The organism is Pseudonocardia halophobica (assembly GCF_050948485.1).
In the GTDB taxonomy this organism is placed as follows: Bacteria; Actinomycetota; Actinomycetes; order Mycobacteriales; family Pseudonocardiaceae; genus Pseudonocardia; species Pseudonocardia halophobica.
The window spans coordinates 7557393-7573089 of record NZ_CP192046.1 but is presented as its reverse complement, the minus strand read 5'-3'; the positions used below and the strand labels follow the sequence as shown (position 1 = coordinate 7573089).

At 74.8% G+C, this 15697-nt stretch carries 19 protein-coding genes; 7 read left to right on the top strand and 12 right to left on the bottom strand.

Translation table 11 applies throughout. The features are described from left to right. Window positions 1-56: 56 nt before the first annotated feature. Entirely contained in the window at window positions 57-710 is a 654-nt protein-coding gene (locus ACQP04_RS36225) for a TrmH family RNA methyltransferase (protein WP_433504926.1), read from the top strand. Between the two features lie 399 nt (window positions 711-1109). Here the strand turns inward: ACQP04_RS36225 and ACQP04_RS36220 are convergent, their stop codons facing one another. Next, window positions 1110-1808: an SDR family oxidoreductase gene (locus tag ACQP04_RS36220; RefSeq protein WP_433504925.1), complete on the bottom strand. Its 699-nt coding sequence runs from the start codon at window positions 1806-1808 to the stop codon at window positions 1110-1112. Between the two features lie 2 nt (window positions 1809-1810). Further along, entirely contained in the window at window positions 1811-3019 is a 1209-nt protein-coding gene (locus ACQP04_RS36215) for a thiolase family protein (protein ID WP_433508505.1), read from the bottom strand. 181 nt (window positions 3020-3200) lie between these two features. On the opposite strand from ACQP04_RS36215, the gene ACQP04_RS36210 reads away from it, so the two are divergent. Continuing rightward, complete coding sequence (locus ACQP04_RS36210; protein WP_433504924.1) at window positions 3201-3545, top strand: DUF1330 domain-containing protein; 345 nt, start codon at window positions 3201-3203, stop codon at window positions 3543-3545. On the opposite strand, the gene ACQP04_RS36205 is transcribed toward ACQP04_RS36210, so the two are convergent. The 4 genes from ACQP04_RS36205 to ACQP04_RS36190 form a co-directional block, all read right to left on the bottom strand. Next, on the bottom strand, window positions 3469-4020 hold the full coding sequence (locus tag ACQP04_RS36205; protein ID WP_433504923.1) for a hypothetical protein: 552 nt from the start codon (window positions 4018-4020) through the stop codon (window positions 3469-3471). The genes ACQP04_RS36210 and ACQP04_RS36205 overlap by 77 nt on opposite strands. 65 nt (window positions 4021-4085) lie before the next feature. Then, a complete protein-coding gene (locus tag ACQP04_RS36200; protein WP_433504922.1) occupies window positions 4086-4724 on the bottom strand; it encodes a DJ-1/PfpI family protein in 639 nt (212 codons plus the stop codon). A gap of 72 nt (window positions 4725-4796) precedes the next feature. Continuing rightward, a complete protein-coding gene (locus ACQP04_RS36195; RefSeq protein ID WP_433504921.1) occupies window positions 4797-5801 on the bottom strand; it encodes a GlxA family transcriptional regulator in 1005 nt (334 codons plus the stop codon). Window positions 5802-5899: 98 nt separating this feature from the next. Then, window positions 5900-6349 carry a DUF4262 domain-containing protein gene (locus ACQP04_RS36190; RefSeq protein ID WP_433504920.1) on the bottom strand — a complete coding sequence of 150 codons (450 nt, stop codon included), beginning with the start codon at window positions 6347-6349 and terminating at the stop codon, window positions 5900-5902. A 54-nt stretch (window positions 6350-6403) separates the two neighbouring features. On the opposite strand from ACQP04_RS36190, the gene ACQP04_RS36185 reads away from it, so the two are divergent. After that, window positions 6404-7492, top strand: a complete 1089-nt coding sequence (locus ACQP04_RS36185) for a glycoside hydrolase family 76 protein (protein WP_433504919.1) — start codon at window positions 6404-6406, stop codon at window positions 7490-7492. Between the two features lie 12 nt (window positions 7493-7504). On the opposite strand, the gene ACQP04_RS36180 is transcribed toward ACQP04_RS36185, so the two are convergent. From ACQP04_RS36180 to ACQP04_RS36165, 4 genes are read right to left on the bottom strand one after another with little or no spacing between them, the layout of a single operon-like run. Then, window positions 7505-8215, bottom strand: a complete 711-nt coding sequence (locus ACQP04_RS36180) for a DedA family protein (RefSeq protein WP_433504918.1) — start codon at window positions 8213-8215, stop codon at window positions 7505-7507. Window positions 8216-8228: 13 nt separating this feature from the next. Continuing rightward, window positions 8229-8954, bottom strand: coding sequence for a DedA family protein (locus ACQP04_RS36175; RefSeq protein WP_433504917.1), 726 nt, complete (start codon window positions 8952-8954; stop codon window positions 8229-8231). A gap of 35 nt (window positions 8955-8989) precedes the next feature. Beyond that, window positions 8990-9274 carry a hypothetical protein gene (locus tag ACQP04_RS36170; RefSeq protein WP_433504916.1) on the bottom strand — a complete coding sequence of 95 codons (285 nt, stop codon included), beginning with the start codon at window positions 9272-9274 and terminating at the stop codon, window positions 8990-8992. 22 nt (window positions 9275-9296) lie between these two features. Next, window positions 9297-9923: a SigE family RNA polymerase sigma factor gene (locus ACQP04_RS36165; protein ID WP_358198662.1), complete on the bottom strand. Its 627-nt coding sequence runs from the start codon at window positions 9921-9923 to the stop codon at window positions 9297-9299. A gap of 158 nt (window positions 9924-10081) precedes the next feature. Between ACQP04_RS36165 and fbaA the strand changes: the two genes are divergently transcribed. From fbaA to ACQP04_RS36150, 3 genes are read left to right on the top strand one after another with little or no spacing between them, the layout of a single operon-like run. Beyond that, complete coding sequence (gene fbaA / locus ACQP04_RS36160) at window positions 10082-11116, top strand: class II fructose-bisphosphate aldolase (protein WP_037041922.1); 1035 nt, start codon at window positions 10082-10084, stop codon at window positions 11114-11116. A 44-nt stretch (window positions 11117-11160) separates the two neighbouring features. Then, window positions 11161-11574, top strand: a complete 414-nt coding sequence (locus ACQP04_RS36155) for a DUF3151 domain-containing protein (protein WP_433504915.1) — start codon at window positions 11161-11163, stop codon at window positions 11572-11574. Between the two features lie 27 nt (window positions 11575-11601). Then, entirely contained in the window at window positions 11602-12690 is a 1089-nt protein-coding gene (locus ACQP04_RS36150; protein ID WP_433504914.1) for an FUSC family protein, read from the top strand. Window positions 12691-12708: 18 nt separating this feature from the next. Here the strand turns inward: ACQP04_RS36150 and ACQP04_RS36145 are convergent, their stop codons facing one another. Together ACQP04_RS36145 and ACQP04_RS36140 are read right to left on the bottom strand one after the other, a co-directional pair. Further along, window positions 12709-14316 carry an ABC-F family ATP-binding cassette domain-containing protein gene (locus ACQP04_RS36145; RefSeq protein ID WP_433504913.1) on the bottom strand — a complete coding sequence of 536 codons (1608 nt, stop codon included), beginning with the start codon at window positions 14314-14316 and terminating at the stop codon, window positions 12709-12711. 128 nt (window positions 14317-14444) lie between these two features. Further along, a complete protein-coding gene (locus tag ACQP04_RS36140; RefSeq protein WP_433504912.1) occupies window positions 14445-15161 on the bottom strand; it encodes a hypothetical protein in 717 nt (238 codons plus the stop codon). A 94-nt stretch (window positions 15162-15255) separates the two neighbouring features. On the opposite strand from ACQP04_RS36140, the gene ACQP04_RS36135 reads away from it, so the two are divergent. Beyond that, the gene (locus tag ACQP04_RS36135; protein ID WP_433504911.1) at window positions 15256-15690 is read left to right on the top strand and encodes a hypothetical protein; all 435 of its coding nucleotides are present in this window, start codon (window positions 15256-15258) and stop codon (window positions 15688-15690) included. The last annotated feature ends 7 nt before the right edge of the window (window positions 15691-15697 follow it).

Sequence of the window (15697 nt, the reverse complement as noted above, 5' to 3'; positions counted from 1 at the left end):
CGCACACGTGGTGCGGCGGTGTGCGGGCGGGTGTGGCCGGGCGGGATCATGGGGTGGTGGAGGAGGACAGTCGCGGGGCGACCGAGTGGGCCGTGCCCGGCCAGGTGGGCGTCGGTCCGTGGGAGGGGCCGTGGCCCGACGACCCGCGCTACGACCCCGAGCTCCTCGTGCACGGTGACCGGCGCAACGTCGTCGACGCCTACCGGTACTGGCGCCGCGAGGCCGTGGTCGCCGACCTCGCGACCCGCGCCCACCCGTTCCACGTCGCGATCGAGAACTTCGGCCACGACCACAACATCGGGACCGTCGTCCGCACGGCCAACGCGTTCGCAGCGGCCGCGGTCCACGTGGTCGGGCGACGGCGCTGGAACCGGCGCGGCGCGATGGTCACCGACCGCTACCAGACGTTGCACCACCACCCGGACATCGCCGGGCTGCTCGCCTTCGCCCGCGAGGACGGGCTGGCGGTGGTCGCCGTCGACAACACCGCGGGCTCGGTGCCGCTGGAGACCGCCGAGCTGCCGCGCGAGACCGTGCTGCTCTTCGGCCAGGAAGGCCCGGGCCTGACGGACGAGGCCCGGGCCGGCGCCGACCTCCTGGTCTCGATCGCCCAGTTCGGCTCCACCCGCTCGATCAACGCCGGCGTCGCCGCGGGCATCACGATGCACGCCTGGATCCGCCGGCACGCCGACCTCTCCCGCGCCTGGTAGTGGAGCCACCCAAGATCGCCGCGAGTGTGTCGCTGCGGCGGTGCGGACAGCCCTCACGTCACGCTGACGACGATCATTGCCCGGCCAGCAGCGCCGTGATCGATGCGAGAGGGACGGCACGGTGCTTCCGACAGCGCTCCTGTCCCGCACGCGGATCTTCCGGAAGGTGCCGTCAAGATCTCGCGAGTGCGTGACGGTGGTAGCGCCAGCCGCACTCCTGACGCTACGACGATCATCCTCGTGGCGGCGTAGTGATCGCCGCGAGTCTGTCGCTGCGGCGGTGCGGACAGCCCTCACGTCACGCTCACGCGATCTTCGGGTGTGTGCCGCCCGGGCCTCTGCGGGCGTGACAGAACTGCGCCGCTCGTCGCGATCGTCGGTCCCGTCACTGCCCGGTGGTCAGCGGGACGGGGCGAGGGCGGTGGGTGGGCCGCTGAGCAGCTGCTTGGCTCCACGGGTGATGTCGTCCGCCAGGACCTCCTCCTCACCTGCGGCGACGGCGTCGAGGATCTGCGCGGCGACCTGCGCCGGCGGGATCTTCGGGACGTCGAGGCGGGCGGTCATGTCGGTGTCCATGTAGCCCATGTGCGCCCCGACGACGAGTGTGCCCTGCCCGCGCAGTTCGGCGCGGACCGAGTTCGTGAGCGACCACGCCGCCGCCTTCGACGCCGAGTACGAGCCGGAGGCCGGGAGGGCGAACCAGGACAGCACGGACAGGACGTCGACGACCGCGCCGCCGCCGTTGCGCGCGAGCACCGGTGCGAACGCCCGGACCACGTGCAGCGGGCCGAGATAGTTCGTCTCCAGCTCGGCCCGCACTGCGTCGAGGTCGGCGTTGAGCAGCGACCCGGCTCCGGCCCGACCGGCGTTGTTCACGACGAGCGTGACGTCGCCGCACGCCTCGGCGGCCCGCCGGACGGACTCGGGGTCCGTGACGTCGAGGGCCACGGGGACGAGCCGCTCGTCGGTGACCGACTGCGGGTCGCGGACGGCCGCGTAGACGGTCTTGGCGCCGCGCTCGAGCAGCTGCGCGGCGAGCTCCCGGCCGAGCCCGCGGTTCGCACCGGTCACCAGCGCGACGCTCCCGGAGATGTCCATGGTCAGAGCCTCTCGATGACGGTGGCGTTGGCGGTGCCGCCCGCCTCGCACATGGTCTGCAGGCCGTAGCGCCCGCCGGTCCGCTCGAGCACGCCGAGCAGGGTGGTCGCGAGCCGGGCCCCGCTGGCGCCGAGCGGGTGGCCGATGGCGATGGCGCCGCCGTCGACGTTGACCTTCGCCGGGTCCGCGCCGGTCTCGGCGAGCCAGGCGAGGACGACCGAGGAGAAGGCCTCGTTGACCTCGAAGGCGTCGATGTCCGCGATCGTCAGTCCGGCCCTGGCCAGCACCTTCGCCGTCGCGGGGATGATCCCGGTGAGCATGTACACCGGGTCGTCGCCGGTGACGGTGGTGGTGTGGATCCGGGCGCGCGGCCGCCAGCCGCGCTGCGCGGCGATCTCGCTCGTGGTCACGACGAGGGCGGCGGAGCCGTCGTTGATCGGCGACGAGTTGCCCGCGGTGACCTTCCAGTCGAGGTCGCCGAAGCGGTCGGTCCAGCGGGGGTCGGCGAAAGCGGGCCGCAGCCCGGCGAGCGCCTCGAGGGTGGTGCCGGGACGGACCGTCTCGTCCCGCTCGAGCTGCGTGACGGTGCCGTCGGCGTGCGTGACCTTGAGCGGCGCGACCTGCGAGGCGAAGAACCCCTGGTCCCACGCCGCTGCGGCACGCTGGTGGCTGGTCAGCGCGAACTCGTCGAGCTGCGTGCGGGACAGGCCCCACTTTCGGGCGATCAGCTCCGCGCTCGCGCCCTGCGGGATCAGCCCGCCGGGGTAGATCCGGGCGATCGACGGGCCGTGCACGTCCGCCCGCATGCCGTCGACGTTCGCCGAGCTGCCGATCGGCACGTGCGACATCGACTCGACGCCGGAGGCGACGACCACGTCGTACGCCCCGGCGAGCACGCCCTGCGCCGCGAAGGACAGGGCCTGCTGGCTGCTGCCGCACTGGCGGTCGACGGTGGTGGCCGGCACGGATTCCGGCAGGCCCGCGGCCAGCGCGGCGAACCGGGTGGTGTTGCCGCTCTGCTCGCCGACCTGCCCGACGACCCCGCCGATGACGTCGTCGACCTCGCCCGGGCGCAACCCCGGCACCCGCTCCACCGCGCTCCGGATGGCGTGCGCGTGCAGCTCGACCGGGTGCACCTCGGCGTAGGCGCCGCCCGGCTTGCCCTTGCCGACCGGCGTCCGGACGGCCTCGACGATCACCGCGTCCCGCATCGGATCCTCCTCCATCTGAGTTCCTCGATGCAACCCAGTCTGCGTTGCAAACAGGAACTCAGCAAGGGTGCGCCGCGTCACGTCCGGTCGAGGTGCACGGCCGCCTTACCCCCGACGTCATCGACCGGCGCCCGCCCGGCGGCGACGCTCGGCGACGACACCGGAACGAGGAGGAGCGGACATGACCGCCTACGCGATCGCCCACCTGCGCAGCGTGACCCCGAACGCCGAGATCGTGGAGTACCTGCAGCGGATCGACGCCACGCTCGCGCCCTACGGCGGCACCTTCGTGGTCCACGGCGACCTGCCCGAGGTGCTCGAGGGCGAGTTCCCCGGCAACCTCGTGGTGATCGCCTTCCCCGGGCTCGAGGAGGCCCGGGCCTGGTACCACTCGCCCGGGTACCAGGCGATCCTGCCGCTGCGGACCCGCAACTCGGACGGCGCGGCGATCATCGTGCAGGGCGTGGGGCCGGAGCACCTCGCCACCGACGTCCTGGCCGGTCTCCCGGTCGAGGCCGCCCGGTGACGAGGTGACCTGCGGGTGGCGCGGCCCGCAGCTGGTGGTGGTGGCCGACGTACTCGGCGGGCCGGCGCAGCATCGCCAGCAGCATGGCCGGGAGCATCAGGACGTGCCCGGCCATCATCACGCCGTGCCCGTCGAGGACCCCGGCCCAGAACGGCACGAAGAGCACCACGAACGGCAGGTACATCGCGGCCGCCATCTCGCCGATCGCCGCCCGGGAGTGCCGGCGCGCCAGCATCCACGCGCTCATCCCGACGGTCATCGAGGTGGCCATGAGCAGCGAGTGCAGCTCGACGGAGCCGCTCACGTCGGGCAGACCGGCGAGCCGCCAGAGCGGGAGCAGCACGACCATGCCGAGGACCATCGCGACGACCATCTCGACGTAGTGCCGGACGAACCGGCGGTCCGTGACGACGGCGCGCAGCTCGGCACGGGTGCGGGGACGGGTGGTGGCGGGCAGGATGGAACGGACCGACATGACGTCTCCTTCGACGGTGACCGGGGCCCGGGGTCGCGGCCCCTGGGGAGGGGGCGGAACAGGAATCAGGAGCGGGCGGCGCGGTACTCCGCGATCCGCGCCATGACCTCCTCGCCGACGTGGTCCGGGTGGCCGGCCTTGTACGGCGGCTCCGGGTCGTACTCGACGTAGACCTGGGCGGCCTGCGCGGCGACCTCGTCGACCAGGTGAGCGACCAGCCGGATCGCCATGTCGATCCCGGACGAGACGCCCGCGGCGGTGATGATCCGCTGCTCCGGCAGCTCGACGACGCGCTGCCGCACGGGCTCGGCGCCGAAGCGCGCCAGGATGTCGACCGCGCCCCAGTGCGTGGTCGCGGGCAGGCCCCGGAGCAGCCCGGCCGCGCCGAGGATCAGGGACCCGGTGCAGACCGACGTGGTCGCGCGGGTGCCGGGGTGCACGGCGCGCACCCAGTCGACGAGCGGGCTGCCGTCGAGGTGGTCGCGGCTGCCGATCCCGCCGGGCACGACCACGACCGCCGGGTCGGTTACCTCGGCGAACGTGGCGTCGACCGTGAGGCCGAGCATCCCGTTCTCGGTGCGGACCTCGCCGCGCTCGGCGCCGACGAACACCACCTCGAGGTCCGGGACGCGCTGCAGCACCTCGTAGGGGCCGATCGCGTCGAGCGCGGTCAGGCGGGGGAAGAGCGGGATGGCGACCTGCATGGCGGGCTCCTTCGGGCAGGGCGGGGCAGGACCAGGTGACCGGCCGCCGGCGACGGTCGGTCGGTAAGCGGGTCAGCTCCCGGCAATACCGGGACGGCCGGCGAACCGGCGGCGGTAGTGGTCGGGCGCCACCCCGAGGCGGCGCAGGAAGGCGCGGCGCATGGTCTCGGCCGAGCCGAACCCGGCCCGCGAGGCCACCGCGGTGACGGTGAGCCCACCCGACTCGAGCAGACCGCGGGCCGCCTCGACCCGCACCCGTTCGACGTACACGCCGGGCGGGGTGCCCACGAGTCGGGTGAACTCGCGGGCGAAGTGCCGCTCGCTCATCCCGACCCGCGCCGCGAGCACCGGGACCCGCAGGTCCGCGGCCGGCTCGGCGTGCACGATGTCCTGGGCCGCGCGCACCGACGGCCGCGGGGCCGGCGGCGCCCAGACCGGGCTGGCGTACTGGCTCTGCCCGCCTGCGCGGCGGACCGGCAGCACAAGCTCGCGCGCCACGCTCTGCGCCACGTCCGGCCCGAGGTCCTCCTCGACCAGCGCCAGGGCGAGGTCCATCCCCGCGGTGACCCCGGCCGAGCTCCAGATCCGGCCGCTGCGCACGTAGATCGGGTCCGGCAGGACGTCGACCTCCGGGTGCTCCTCGGACAGCCGCTCGGCCCACCGCCAGTGGGTGGTCGCGGGCTCGCCGCGGAGCAACCCGGCCGCCGCCAGCAGGAACGCCCCGGTGCACACCGACACCAGCCGCCGGGTCTGCGGCGCGACGTGCCGGATCCAGCTCACCAGCTCGGTCTCGTTGCCGCGGCTGCCCGGCGGCCCCTGCCGCCGCGCACCGCCGCCGCCCGGGACGAGCAGGGTGTCGATCGGCCCGGCCGGCAGGGCGCTGCGGGCGACCAGGTCCAGTCCGGTCTCCGAGCGCACCGGGCCCGGCCGGACGCCGACCAGCTCGACGTCGTACCCCCGGCCGCCCGCCACGTAGGTCGCGATGCGCAGCACCTCGTGCGGCCCCACGACGTCGAGCGGCTGGATGCCGTCGAAGAGGGGGACCACCACGCGGTGGCGGCCGGATCGATGGGTCATGACTCCAACGGTCGCGGACCCCGGGTATGGCGTCAACGACGGGGAGCCCACGGATCCGGCCACGGATTCCGCCGCCGCACCCCGCGGATCCCGCCCCCTCACCCGCAGAACCGGCAGGGCAGGTCCTCCCCGGCCTCCTCGGCGTAGCCCTCCTCGGGGACCACCAGCAGCGCCTCGACCGGCGGCCCGCCGGGGACCCGGTACAGCCGGTTCGCCCCCAGGAGCCAGTCCGCGGAGTCGGGGAAGGCGAGCAGGCTGACCAGGCCCTCGGGCAGGCCCACGGTGTCCCCGGGGCCGAGCCGGCCGCCGAGCCGCACGTACTCCCCCAGCCGGTTGAGCGCCCGCGCCGCCGTGGCCTGGTCGACCGCGAACACGATCAGCTCGGGATGGTCGAAGCCGGACAGCCCCACCGTGTAGACGAACGGCGGACCGTCGGCGTCGCCCAGCACCGCCTGCAGCGCCCAGCCGTGCCGGCGGATGGTCTCGCGCTGCCAGGCCTCGTACTGGTCGATGCGATGGACGAGCTCGGAGGGGATCTCGGGGTTCATACCGCGGACGGTAGGCCCGACCCCCGACAGAAAATCTCTGCGATGATCGCCGTGATGACCAGCCCGTGGACGGACCGGGCGGCCGCCGCGGAACGCGCGGTCACCCGTCGCTACCTGCACCGCGTCGGCGGCGTGCTGCCGGCCACCCGGATCGGCCGGATCCGCAGCCCGCGGCCCGCTGCGCTGCGCGAGCGCGCCCGGGCGCTCGTCGGGCCGTGGCACTACTGGTGGCAGGCCCACCTGCTCGACTGCCTGGTCGACGCCCAGGTCCGGGCGCCGGACCGGCGTCGCGCGGCCGCGATCGCCGGGATGGTGCGCGGCGTGCGGGTCCGCAACCTCGGCCGCTGGACCAACGACTACTACGACGACATCGCCTGGTTCGGGCTGGCCGTCCAGCGGGCGGGGGTGCGGGTGCGCAGCCGCCGCGGGGCCCTCGACGCGATCACGGCGCGGATCCGTGCCGCGCACACCCCGGCGGGCGGCGGCGGGATCTGGTGGCGCCGCGGCGACGACTTCAAGAACGCCCCCGCCAACGGCCCGGCCGCGATCCTGCTGGCCCGCACCGGCTCTACGGACGACCTGGGGACCGCCGCGGCGCTCACGGACTGGATGGCCGCCACCCTCGTCGACCCGGCCTCGGGCCTGGTCCGCGACGGCGTCCGGCTCGACGCCGAGGGCGCGGTCCGGGAGGTCGCCGGCACCACCTACACGTACTGTCAGGGCGTCTACCTCGGCGCCTGCCTCGAGCTCGCGCAGCGGGAGGGGGACGCCCGCTGGCACGACCGGGCCGCCGCGGTGCTGGCGGCGACGGCGCGCGGCCTGGCCGAGCCGAGCGGAGTGATCGGCGGCTATGACGACGGCGGCGACGGTGGCCTGTTCAACGGCATCCTCGCCCGCTACCTGGCCGACGCCGCGGTCCGGCGGCCGAGGCTGCCGCACGCCCGCGACCTCGTCCTCGCCAGCGCGGAGTCGGTGTGGGAGAACCGGGCGGACACGGCGGCGGGGCCGGCGTTCGCACACGACTGGCGCAGGCCCGCCCGCCGGCCCGCCGCCGGCGCCCCGGAGGGCGACCTGTCGGTGCAGCTCTCGGGCTGGATGCTGCTGGAGGCCGCCGCCCGGCTGGAGCGCACGGGCGTGGCCTGAGGATCGGGCCGCTCAGGACCGGTCGACCGGCGCGGGGTCGACGCCCGGGTCGGCCCCGGAGGAGGCGGGGCCGGACCCGACCCGCGCCTCGTCGTCGACCGGCCGCCGCACCTCCATGACGTACCGGACGACCCCGACGGCCGTGCCGACGACGAAGAAGGCGATCGCCGCGACCACCGCCACGTGCCGCACCCACGGGATGCGGTCGAGCAGGCCGGCGGCGTAGTAGCCGAGCATCATGAGCGTGGGCACCCAGGCGAGGGCGCCGACCAGGTTGGCCAGCAGGAACTTGCGGTTGTCCATCCGCGCGGCCCCGGCGATGGCCGGGGCGAGCGTGCGGACCCACGGCACCCAGCGGGCCACGACGACCGACCAGAACCCCCACCGGTCGAGGAAGCGCCCCGCCCGGTCGAGGTTCTCCCGGGTCAGGAGCTTCCCGCCCTTGCGGACCTTGATCCGGTTCCCGGTGTAGCGCCCGACGAGGTAGCCGACCTGGTTGCCGGCGACGGCGACGATCACCGCGGCGGCCGAGAGCAGCCAGGCCGAGAGCTCGTGCTGGTGGGCGGCGAGCACCACGCCCGCCGCGACGAGCAGCGAGTCGCCCGGCAGGAACAGCCCGATGACGAACGCGCACTCGAGGAACACGAACGCGAGCACGACGACCCAGACCGTGACCGGCCCGGCCGAGCCGAGCGGGTCGAAGGCCAGGACCGTCTGTCGCACGTGCTCCTCCGGGTCAGCGGTGGTGGCCGGGCGGGCGCTCGTCCGGCCGGACGACCGGGATGCGGGTGGTCGCGTCGGGGTCGTAGCCCCCGGCCGCGGCCGCCCCGTGGGACTGCCGACGCGCCCGCAGGAACTCGACCGCGATCGGCACCACCGACAGCACCACGATCAGGATGAGCATCAGCTCGATGTTGTCCCGCACGAACTCGATCTGGCCGAGGAAGTAGCCGAGCACCGTGACGCCGGCGGCCCAGGCCACGCCCCCGATCAGCGAGTACGTGAGGTAACGCTTGGCCTCCATCTTCCCGACGCCGGCCATCACGGTGATGAACGTGCGGACGATCGGCACGAAACGGCCGAGGACGATCGCGCGGTTGCCGTACCTGTCGAAGAACTCCTGCGTCTTCACGACGTGTTGCGGCTTGAACAGCCTGCTCTTCGGCTTGTCGAAGATCGCGGGTCCGGCCTTGCGCCCGATGCCGTAGCCGCACGCGTTGCCGACGAAGGCCGCGACCACGAGCAGCAGGCAGACCACCCACAGCGGGGTGCGGATCGCGCCCGACGCCACGAACAGTCCGGCGGTGAACAGCAGGGAGTCACCCGGCAGGAAGAAGCCCAGCAGCAGGCCGCACTCGGCGAACACGATGAGCGCCAGGCCCAGCAGCGCCCAGGGGCCGAGCCAGCCGATGATGACGTCGGGCTTCAACCATTCGGGGCCCAGGGCAAGCGTGTGGGTCACGCGGAGGACGGTACCGGGCGCACCTGTGCGTCCCGTCAGCCGACCGTGGGAAGGACCCCGGGGAACAACAGCGAGACGAGCCCGATCCCCGCGCCCAGCACCAGGCCCGCGAGCAGGGCGATCACCAGCGCCCACATGATCTGCCGGCGCAGTGCGGCGTCGGCGCGCGGCTCCGGGGACCGCCGCGGGGCGGTGTGCGCGAGCGGGTGCCCGGCCGGCGCGGACGCGGACGAAACCGCCTGCGCGTGCAGCGCCTCGGCCAGCCGGCGACCGGGGTCGACCGACGGGTTCGGGTTCGCGTGGGCGTGCGGGTTCGTCATGGTTGGTGTGTCCTCCCGGGGACTATCTTCCCCCGGACCGTTCGGCCATGACACGGGCCACCGCGTCGAGCGCCCGGCTGGCCGTCGACTTGACCGTCCCGCGGGTGATCCCGGCGGCCTCGGCGATCTCGGCCTCGGACAGCCCGCCGTAGTAGCGCAGCACCAGGACCTCCCGCTGCCGCGGCGGCAGCGTGCCCAGCGCGTCGACGACGGCCTGGTGCTCGGCCGAGAGCATCGCCAGCGACTCGGCGGACCGGGCGTTGACCTGGTGCGGGGCCACGTACTCGCGGGCCGTGCGGCGCCGGCGCAGCACCGACCGGGACCCGTTGACGACGGCGGTGCGCAGGTAGCCGACGGCCGCCGCCTCGTCGCGCAGCCCGGCCCAGTGCCGGTGCAGCCCGGCGAAGGCCTCCTGCACGACGTCCTCGGCGGTGGCTGGCTCGTCGACGAGCAGCACGGCCAGCCGGACCAGCCGCATCCGGTGGTCGCGGTAGAGGTCGGCGAGGGTGAGCGGGGCACCCGGGGCCTGCGGGGGCGGGGCGGCCACCGCGGGGTCCGGCCGCGAGTCGATCCGGCGCAGCCTGCTCAGCGTGCGCTCGACCGTGCTCTCGTAGCCGCCGGTGTCCACCGGGTTCGCTCCAGCCCCCACGGGGGCCACCTTATCGAGCGTGCGATCCGCGCAGACGGAGCTCGGGGAGTCCGTGCGGGACGGGGCCCGCCGGAGTCGACCATCACGTCATTCGGCACGTCGGCGCTGGTGGGTGATACTGGCGGGCGAACGACGCGGACCCGAGGAGGGCACTTCAGATGCCGATCGCCAGCCCCGAGATCTACAACGAGATGCTGGACAAGGCCAAGAGCGGGGAGTATGCGTACCCGGCCATCAATGTGACCAGCTCCGAGACGCTGCACGCGGCCCTGCGCGGCTTCGCCGAGGCGGGCAGCGACGGCATCGTGCAGGTCTCGACGGGCGGTGCCGAGTTCCTCTCCGGAACCCGGGTGAAGAACATGGTCACCGGTGCGACCGCGCTCGCCGAGTTCGCCCACGTGGTCGCGGACTCGTACCCGGTCAACGTGGCGCTGCACACGGACCACTGCCCGAAGGACAAGCTCGACGGCTTCGTCCGCCCGCTGATCGCGATCAGCCAGGAGCGCGTGGCCAAGGGCGGGAACCCGCTCTTCCAGTCGCACATGTGGGACGGCTCCGCGGTCGAGCTCGAGGAGAACCTCAAGATCGCGGCCGAGCTGCTCGACGAGGCGGCCAAGGCCAAGATCATCCTGGAGATCGAGATCGGGGTGGTCGGCGGCGAGGAGGACGGCGTCGCCAACGACATCAACGAGAAGCTCTACACCGCGCCCGGCGACTACGAGCGCACCGTGGAGGCCCTCGGCGCCGGCGACAAGGGCCGCTACCTGCTGGCCGCGACCTTCGGCAACGTGCACGGCGTCTACAAGCCGGGCAACGTGAAGCTGCGCCCGGAGATCCTCAAGGAGGGCCAGCAGGTCGCCACGCAGAAGCTGGGCCTGGCGGAGGGCTCCAAGCCGTTCGACCTGGTGTTCCACGGCGGCTCCGGCTCGCTGCTGGAGGAGATCCACGAGGCGCTGTCCTACGGCGTCGTGAAGATGAACGTGGACACCGACACCCAGTACGCCTACACCCGCCCGATCGCGGCGCACATGTTCGAGAACTACGACGGGGTGCTGAAGGTCGACGGCGAGGTCGGCAACAAGAAGACCTACGACCCGCGCTCCTACGGCAAGAAGGCCGAGGTCGCGATGTCCGAGCGCGTCGTCGAGGCCTGCGAGTCGCTGAAGTCCGCCGGCAAGTCCCTGGCGGGCTGAGCCCGGCCGGATCGCACGAGGGGTCGACGGGGCAGGATGGAGGCATGAGTCTGCACGGCAACCTGCTGGGCCCCGAGCCCACGCGCCTGCCCGTCGACCCCGCCGCGGCCGCGCTGGCCGCGGGCGAGGACCCGGCCGACGTCGCGGCGGCCAACCCCGCGTCGTCGATCGCCTGGGCCGCCCTCGCCGAGAACGCCCTGGCCGAGAAGCACACCGTGGCGGCGTACGCGTACGCCCGCACCGGCTACCACCGCGGCCTGGACCAGCTGCGCCGCAACGGGTGGAAGGGCTTCGGCCCGATCCCGTGGTCGCACGAGCCGAACCAGGGCTTCCTGCGCGCGCTGGGTGCGCTGATGCGCTCCGCCGAGGCGATCGGCGAGACGGACGAGGTCGAGCGGATCCGCGGCTTCCTCGCCGACTCCGACCCCGCGGCGGCCGCGGCGCTGGGCGTGTCCTGATCCCCCTCGTCGGATGAACGCTGTGCGATGAGCGTGGCCGCGCGGGCGCGCGCCCGGCTGCACCTGGGCGCGCGCCGCCTGCGGATGTCGGCGGTGCCGATCGTCCAGTGCGGGCTGGCGGCGGGCCTGGCGTGGTTCGTCGCGGCCGACCTCGTCGGGCACCCACGCCCCTTCTTCGCCCCGATCGCCGCGGTGATCAGCCTCGGCGTCTCCCTCGGGTCCCGGTTGCGCCGGACCGCCGAGCTGGTGGTGGGCGTGAGCCTCGGGGTGCTGGTCGGTGACCTGCTGGTCGCCGCGATCGGCTCCGGGCCGTGGCAGATCGCCCTGGTGGTGATGCTCGCCGTGGCGGCCGCGGTGTTCACCGACGGCGGCACCCTGATCGTCGCGCAGGCCGGCTCGTCGGCCGTGCTGGTCGCGACCCTGCTCCCCCCGGGGCAGACGGGCGGGATCGACCGCTGGGTCGACTCCCTGATCGGCGGCACGGTCGGGCTGCTCGTGGCCGCGCTGCTGCCGTCGCACCCGCTCGGCCCGGTGCGGCGGCAGGCGCGCCGGGCCCTCGACGAGCTCGCCGCCGTGCTGTTCGGCGTGGCCGAGGCGCTCCGGCAGCGGGACGAGGCTGCGGCGGCCGACGCGCTGCAGCGCGCCCGGCGCAGCCAGCCCCTGGTCGACGAGCTGCTCGCGTCGGTGAAGTCCGGGCGCGAGGTCACCGCGGTGGCCCCGCTGCGGCGTCCGCACCGCGCCGAGCTGACCCGGTTCGGCGAGCTGGCCCGACGCACCGACTACGCCTTCCGCAACACCCGGGTCCTCGCCCGCCGCGCGCTCACCGCGTTGCAGGACGACGAGCCCACCGTCGAGGCCCTGCCCGACGCCGTCGCCCAGCTCGCAGCCGCGGTGCAGAAGCTGACCGCGCAGGTCGGCGAGGGCGATCGCGAGGCGGCCCGGGAGCCGATCCTCGACCTCGTACACGACTCGCCGATCCTGGGCGCCGCCGCCGGCGACCTCGGCATGTCCGAGCAGGTGATGATCGCCCAGCTGCGCTCGATCGCGATCGACCTGCTGCAGGCCACCGGCCTCAGCCGGCCCGATGCCCAGCAGGCCCTGCGCGCCGAGCTGTAGGCCCGCACCGCCGACGGCTCACGGGGCGCGCAGCGCCAGCTCCCGGCCCGCCCAGCGGCGGCGCAGCCAGCGGTCGTGCGAGGCGACGACGACGGCGCCGGGCCCGGTACCCAGGGCCTCCTCCAGCTCGTCGGAGAGCCGGGGCGAGAGGTGGTTGGTGGGCTCGTCGAGCAGCAGGAGCTGCGGCGGGTCGGCGATCAGCAGGGCCAGCGCGAGCCGCCTGCGCTGCCCGACGGACAGCTCGCCGACCCGGGCGCCCAGGTCCCGGGGCGCGACCAGGCCGAGCGAGACCAGCGGCACCGCCTCGGCGCGCTCCGGGCCGAGCGTGCGCTCCCAGGTCTCGCGCACCGTGCGGTCCGGCCGGGCGAACACGGTGTCCTGGGCGAGCATCCCGACGCGCAGCCGGCGGCGGCGCCGGACCTCGCCCTCCGCGGCGAGCGTCCCGGCCAGGACGGCGAGCAGCGTGGACTTGCCCGCCCCGTTCGGCCCGGTGACGAGCAGCCGGTCGTCCGCGGTCACGTCGAGCCGCTCCAGCGCGAGCCGGCCGGGCACCCGGATCCCGCGGAGGGCGACCAGGATCCCGTCCGACGACGCGGCCGCCAGCGCGGGCGCGCGGAACCGCAGCGGCGCGGGCGGCCGACGCACCTGGTCCCGCTCCAGCTCCTCGAGCCGCCGGGTCGCGGCCCGGACCCGGCTCGACACCTGCCGCTCGATGCGCTGCGAGCGCCGGCCGTAGCCCATCTTGTCCCGGTCGGGCATCGGCCGGTCGTGCGCGACGCGCCGCGAGGTCACCGCCACCGAGTGCCGCAGCTCCGCGAGCTCCTCCTGCTCCTCGGCGAACCGACGCTCCCAGCGCTCCCGCTCGGCCCGCTTCGCCGCGAGGTAGTCGGTGTAGGTGCCGCCGTAGCGGGTCGGCCCGTCGAGCGCGGGGTCGAGGTCCACGACGTCCGTGCACACGGCGTCGAGGAACGCGCGGTCGTGGCTCGCCACCACGACCGCGCCCGGCATGCCCCGCAGCTCCTCCTCGAGGAACGTGGCCGCGGCGTCGTCGAGGTGGTTGGTGGGCTCGTCGAGCAGCAGCGCCGCGGGCCGGCGGAGCAGCAGTGCGCCCAGCGCGAGCCGCCCGCGCTGCCCGCCGGAGAGGGTGCCGAGCGCGCGGTCGTGCCCGACCGCGCCGAGTCCCAGCCCGGCGAGCACCAGCTCGGCGCGGCGGTCGGCGTCCCACGCGGCGTGCCGCTCGGCCGACTCCAGGCGTTCGCCGTAGGCGGTGAGGAGGTCGGCGTCGTCCGGCGCCTCGGTGAGCGCACGTCCGATCCGGTCCAGCTCGGCGAGGTCGGTGCGGGCCTCGCGCAGGGCGTCGTCGACGACGTCGGCGACGGTGCGGGCTGGGTCGTACGGCATCTCCTGGTGGAGGAACCCCAGGTCCGCGGGCCGTGTCACGGTGCCGCCGTCCGGCTCGTCCGCGCCGGCCAGCAGCCGTAGCAGGGTCGACTTGCCGGCCCCGTTCTCGCCGATCAGGCCGATCCGCCGGCCGGGGGCGGCGGTGAGGGACACGCCGTCGAGCACCCGGCGCGTGCCGAGGGTGCGGACGAGGTCCTGGGCGAGCAGAGCAGCGGGAGCGGACATGGCGACACCACCGGGGAAGATCGGGATCTCGCGCCCGCCGGGCTCGTGCCGCGGCCGCGGGCGCAGGGTGGTGTCAGAGCTCCATGATGCGATCACCTTCGCCCACGGCGGCCCGGCCCCGCAACCGATTAACCGCCGAAGAGCATCCTCCAGGCGGATCGGCGCAGGCCACGGGGCAGGCGCGGGGCCCTGCGCCGGGCCGGGTCCGGCTCGTCGAGCCGGGCCCGCAGGTGCTCGGGGACCCACGGCCCGTCGTCGCGGAGCAGCCCGCCCGCGACCGCCTCCGCGCGGACGTGCCGGCGCACGAGCGGGACATAGGCCGGGCCGAACCAGCACCACAGCGGAGGCTCCGGCGGCAGGCCCACCCAGTCCCCCAGCGCAGCGAGGTAGGGCTCCTCGCCGCCGGGCCGGTCGTGGACGAGGGTGCCGCGGTCGAGGAGAACGTCGCGGCACACCGAGGCCGACACGTAGAGCGTGTGCCGGCCGGCGAGGGCGAGCGCGAACGCCCGCACCCGGTCGTCGGCCGCGCCGCGCTCGGCGTGCAGGGTGTGCGCCGCGACCGGCCCCCAGCTCGTGGTCGGCCGGGCCGCGAGCGCAGCGGCGTGCACCGGCGGGGCGCCGGCGAGGAAGAGCAGCTGCTCGGCGTGGTCGTGCGCGGCGGCGAGGCCGGCGTCGCCCTCGCGGTCGAACCGCCCGCGGAGGGGTTCGCTGTCGCCGAAGCGGCGCGGAACGGCCTCCGGCAGGTGCGCCCGGGCCGCCGCGAGCCAGCGGGGCACGATCGGGTCCGAGCCCTCCCGGCGCTCGTACCAGCGCACGGTGAGCACGTCGAGGCGGCGTCCGGCCATGATCCGCGACGGTAGCGGGTGGGGGCCGCCCCACCGCGGGCTCGGGGGCCGACCGGGCGGACCATGGCGCGCCGGACGGGAAGCCTTGCCGAGCATGACCACCACCACCACCGGGACGGCGCCCACCGCCGTCAGCACCTCCGTCGCGCTGTGGTTCACCGCGATCGGCTGCGGGGTCGCGGAGACCCTCGTGCGGTTCGCGACGCCCGAACCGCCCGGCCCCGTCGCCCTCGCCGCCGTCCGGTTCGCGATCTACCTCGGGCTCGCCGGCCTCGTTCTCGCGCTGTACTCAGGCCGTGACGCGGTGCGGTGGGCGGTCGCGCTGCTGATGGGGCTGCTCGGGACCGCCTCGCTCGTCGTCGAGCCGCTGCGGTGGCTGGCCGCGGGCGGTGCGGTGCCGGACTTCCTCGCCGCGGCCGACGGGCCGACGATCGTGGTCGTCGTGCTGCGCGTGGTGCACGTGCTGGCCGTCCTCGCGGCGCTCGTCGCGCTGTTCCGGCCGGCGGCGGACCACTGGTTCCGGCGTTAACGGAGCG

What these genes read in the sequence shown, in the direction of transcription:
- ACQP04_RS36140 (WP_433504912.1), bottom strand. Translation starts at nt 15,161, where the DNA reads ATGGCCGGACGCCGCCTCGACGTGCTCACCGTGCGCTGGTACGAGCGC.
- ACQP04_RS36185 (WP_433504919.1), top strand. Translation starts at nt 6,404, where the DNA reads ATGACCAGCCCGTGGACGGACCGGGCGGCCGCCGCGGAACGCGCGGTC.
- ACQP04_RS36195 (WP_433504921.1), bottom strand. Translation starts at nt 5,801, where the DNA reads ATGACCCATCGATCCGGCCGCCACCGCGTGGTGGTCCCCCTCTTCGAC.
- ACQP04_RS36170 (WP_433504916.1), bottom strand. Translation starts at nt 9,274, where the DNA reads ATGACGAACCCGCACGCCCACGCGAACCCGAACCCGTCGGTCGACCCC.
- ACQP04_RS36210 (WP_433504924.1), top strand. Translation starts at nt 3,201, where the DNA reads ATGACCGCCTACGCGATCGCCCACCTGCGCAGCGTGACCCCGAACGCC.
- ACQP04_RS36205 (WP_433504923.1), bottom strand. Translation starts at nt 4,020, where the DNA reads ATGTCGGTCCGTTCCATCCTGCCCGCCACCACCCGTCCCCGCACCCGT.
- ACQP04_RS36190 (WP_433504920.1), bottom strand. Translation starts at nt 6,349, where the DNA reads ATGAACCCCGAGATCCCCTCCGAGCTCGTCCATCGCATCGACCAGTAC.
- ACQP04_RS36215 (WP_433508505.1), bottom strand. Translation starts at nt 3,019, where the DNA reads ATGCGGGACGCGGTGATCGTCGAGGCCGTCCGGACGCCGGTCGGCAAG.
- ACQP04_RS36150 (WP_433504914.1), top strand. Translation starts at nt 11,602, where the DNA reads ATGAGCGTGGCCGCGCGGGCGCGCGCCCGGCTGCACCTGGGCGCGCGC.
- ACQP04_RS36200 (WP_433504922.1), bottom strand. Translation starts at nt 4,724, where the DNA reads ATGCAGGTCGCCATCCCGCTCTTCCCCCGCCTGACCGCGCTCGACGCG.
- fbaA (WP_037041922.1), top strand. Translation starts at nt 10,082, where the DNA reads ATGCCGATCGCCAGCCCCGAGATCTACAACGAGATGCTGGACAAGGCC.
- ACQP04_RS36155 (WP_433504915.1), top strand. Translation starts at nt 11,161, where the DNA reads ATGAGTCTGCACGGCAACCTGCTGGGCCCCGAGCCCACGCGCCTGCCC.
- ACQP04_RS36220 (WP_433504925.1), bottom strand. Translation starts at nt 1,808, where the DNA reads ATGGACATCTCCGGGAGCGTCGCGCTGGTGACCGGTGCGAACCGCGGG.
- ACQP04_RS36145 (WP_433504913.1), bottom strand. Translation starts at nt 14,316, where the DNA reads ATGTCCGCTCCCGCTGCTCTGCTCGCCCAGGACCTCGTCCGCACCCTC.
- ACQP04_RS36135 (WP_433504911.1), top strand. Translation starts at nt 15,256, where the DNA reads ATGACCACCACCACCACCGGGACGGCGCCCACCGCCGTCAGCACCTCC.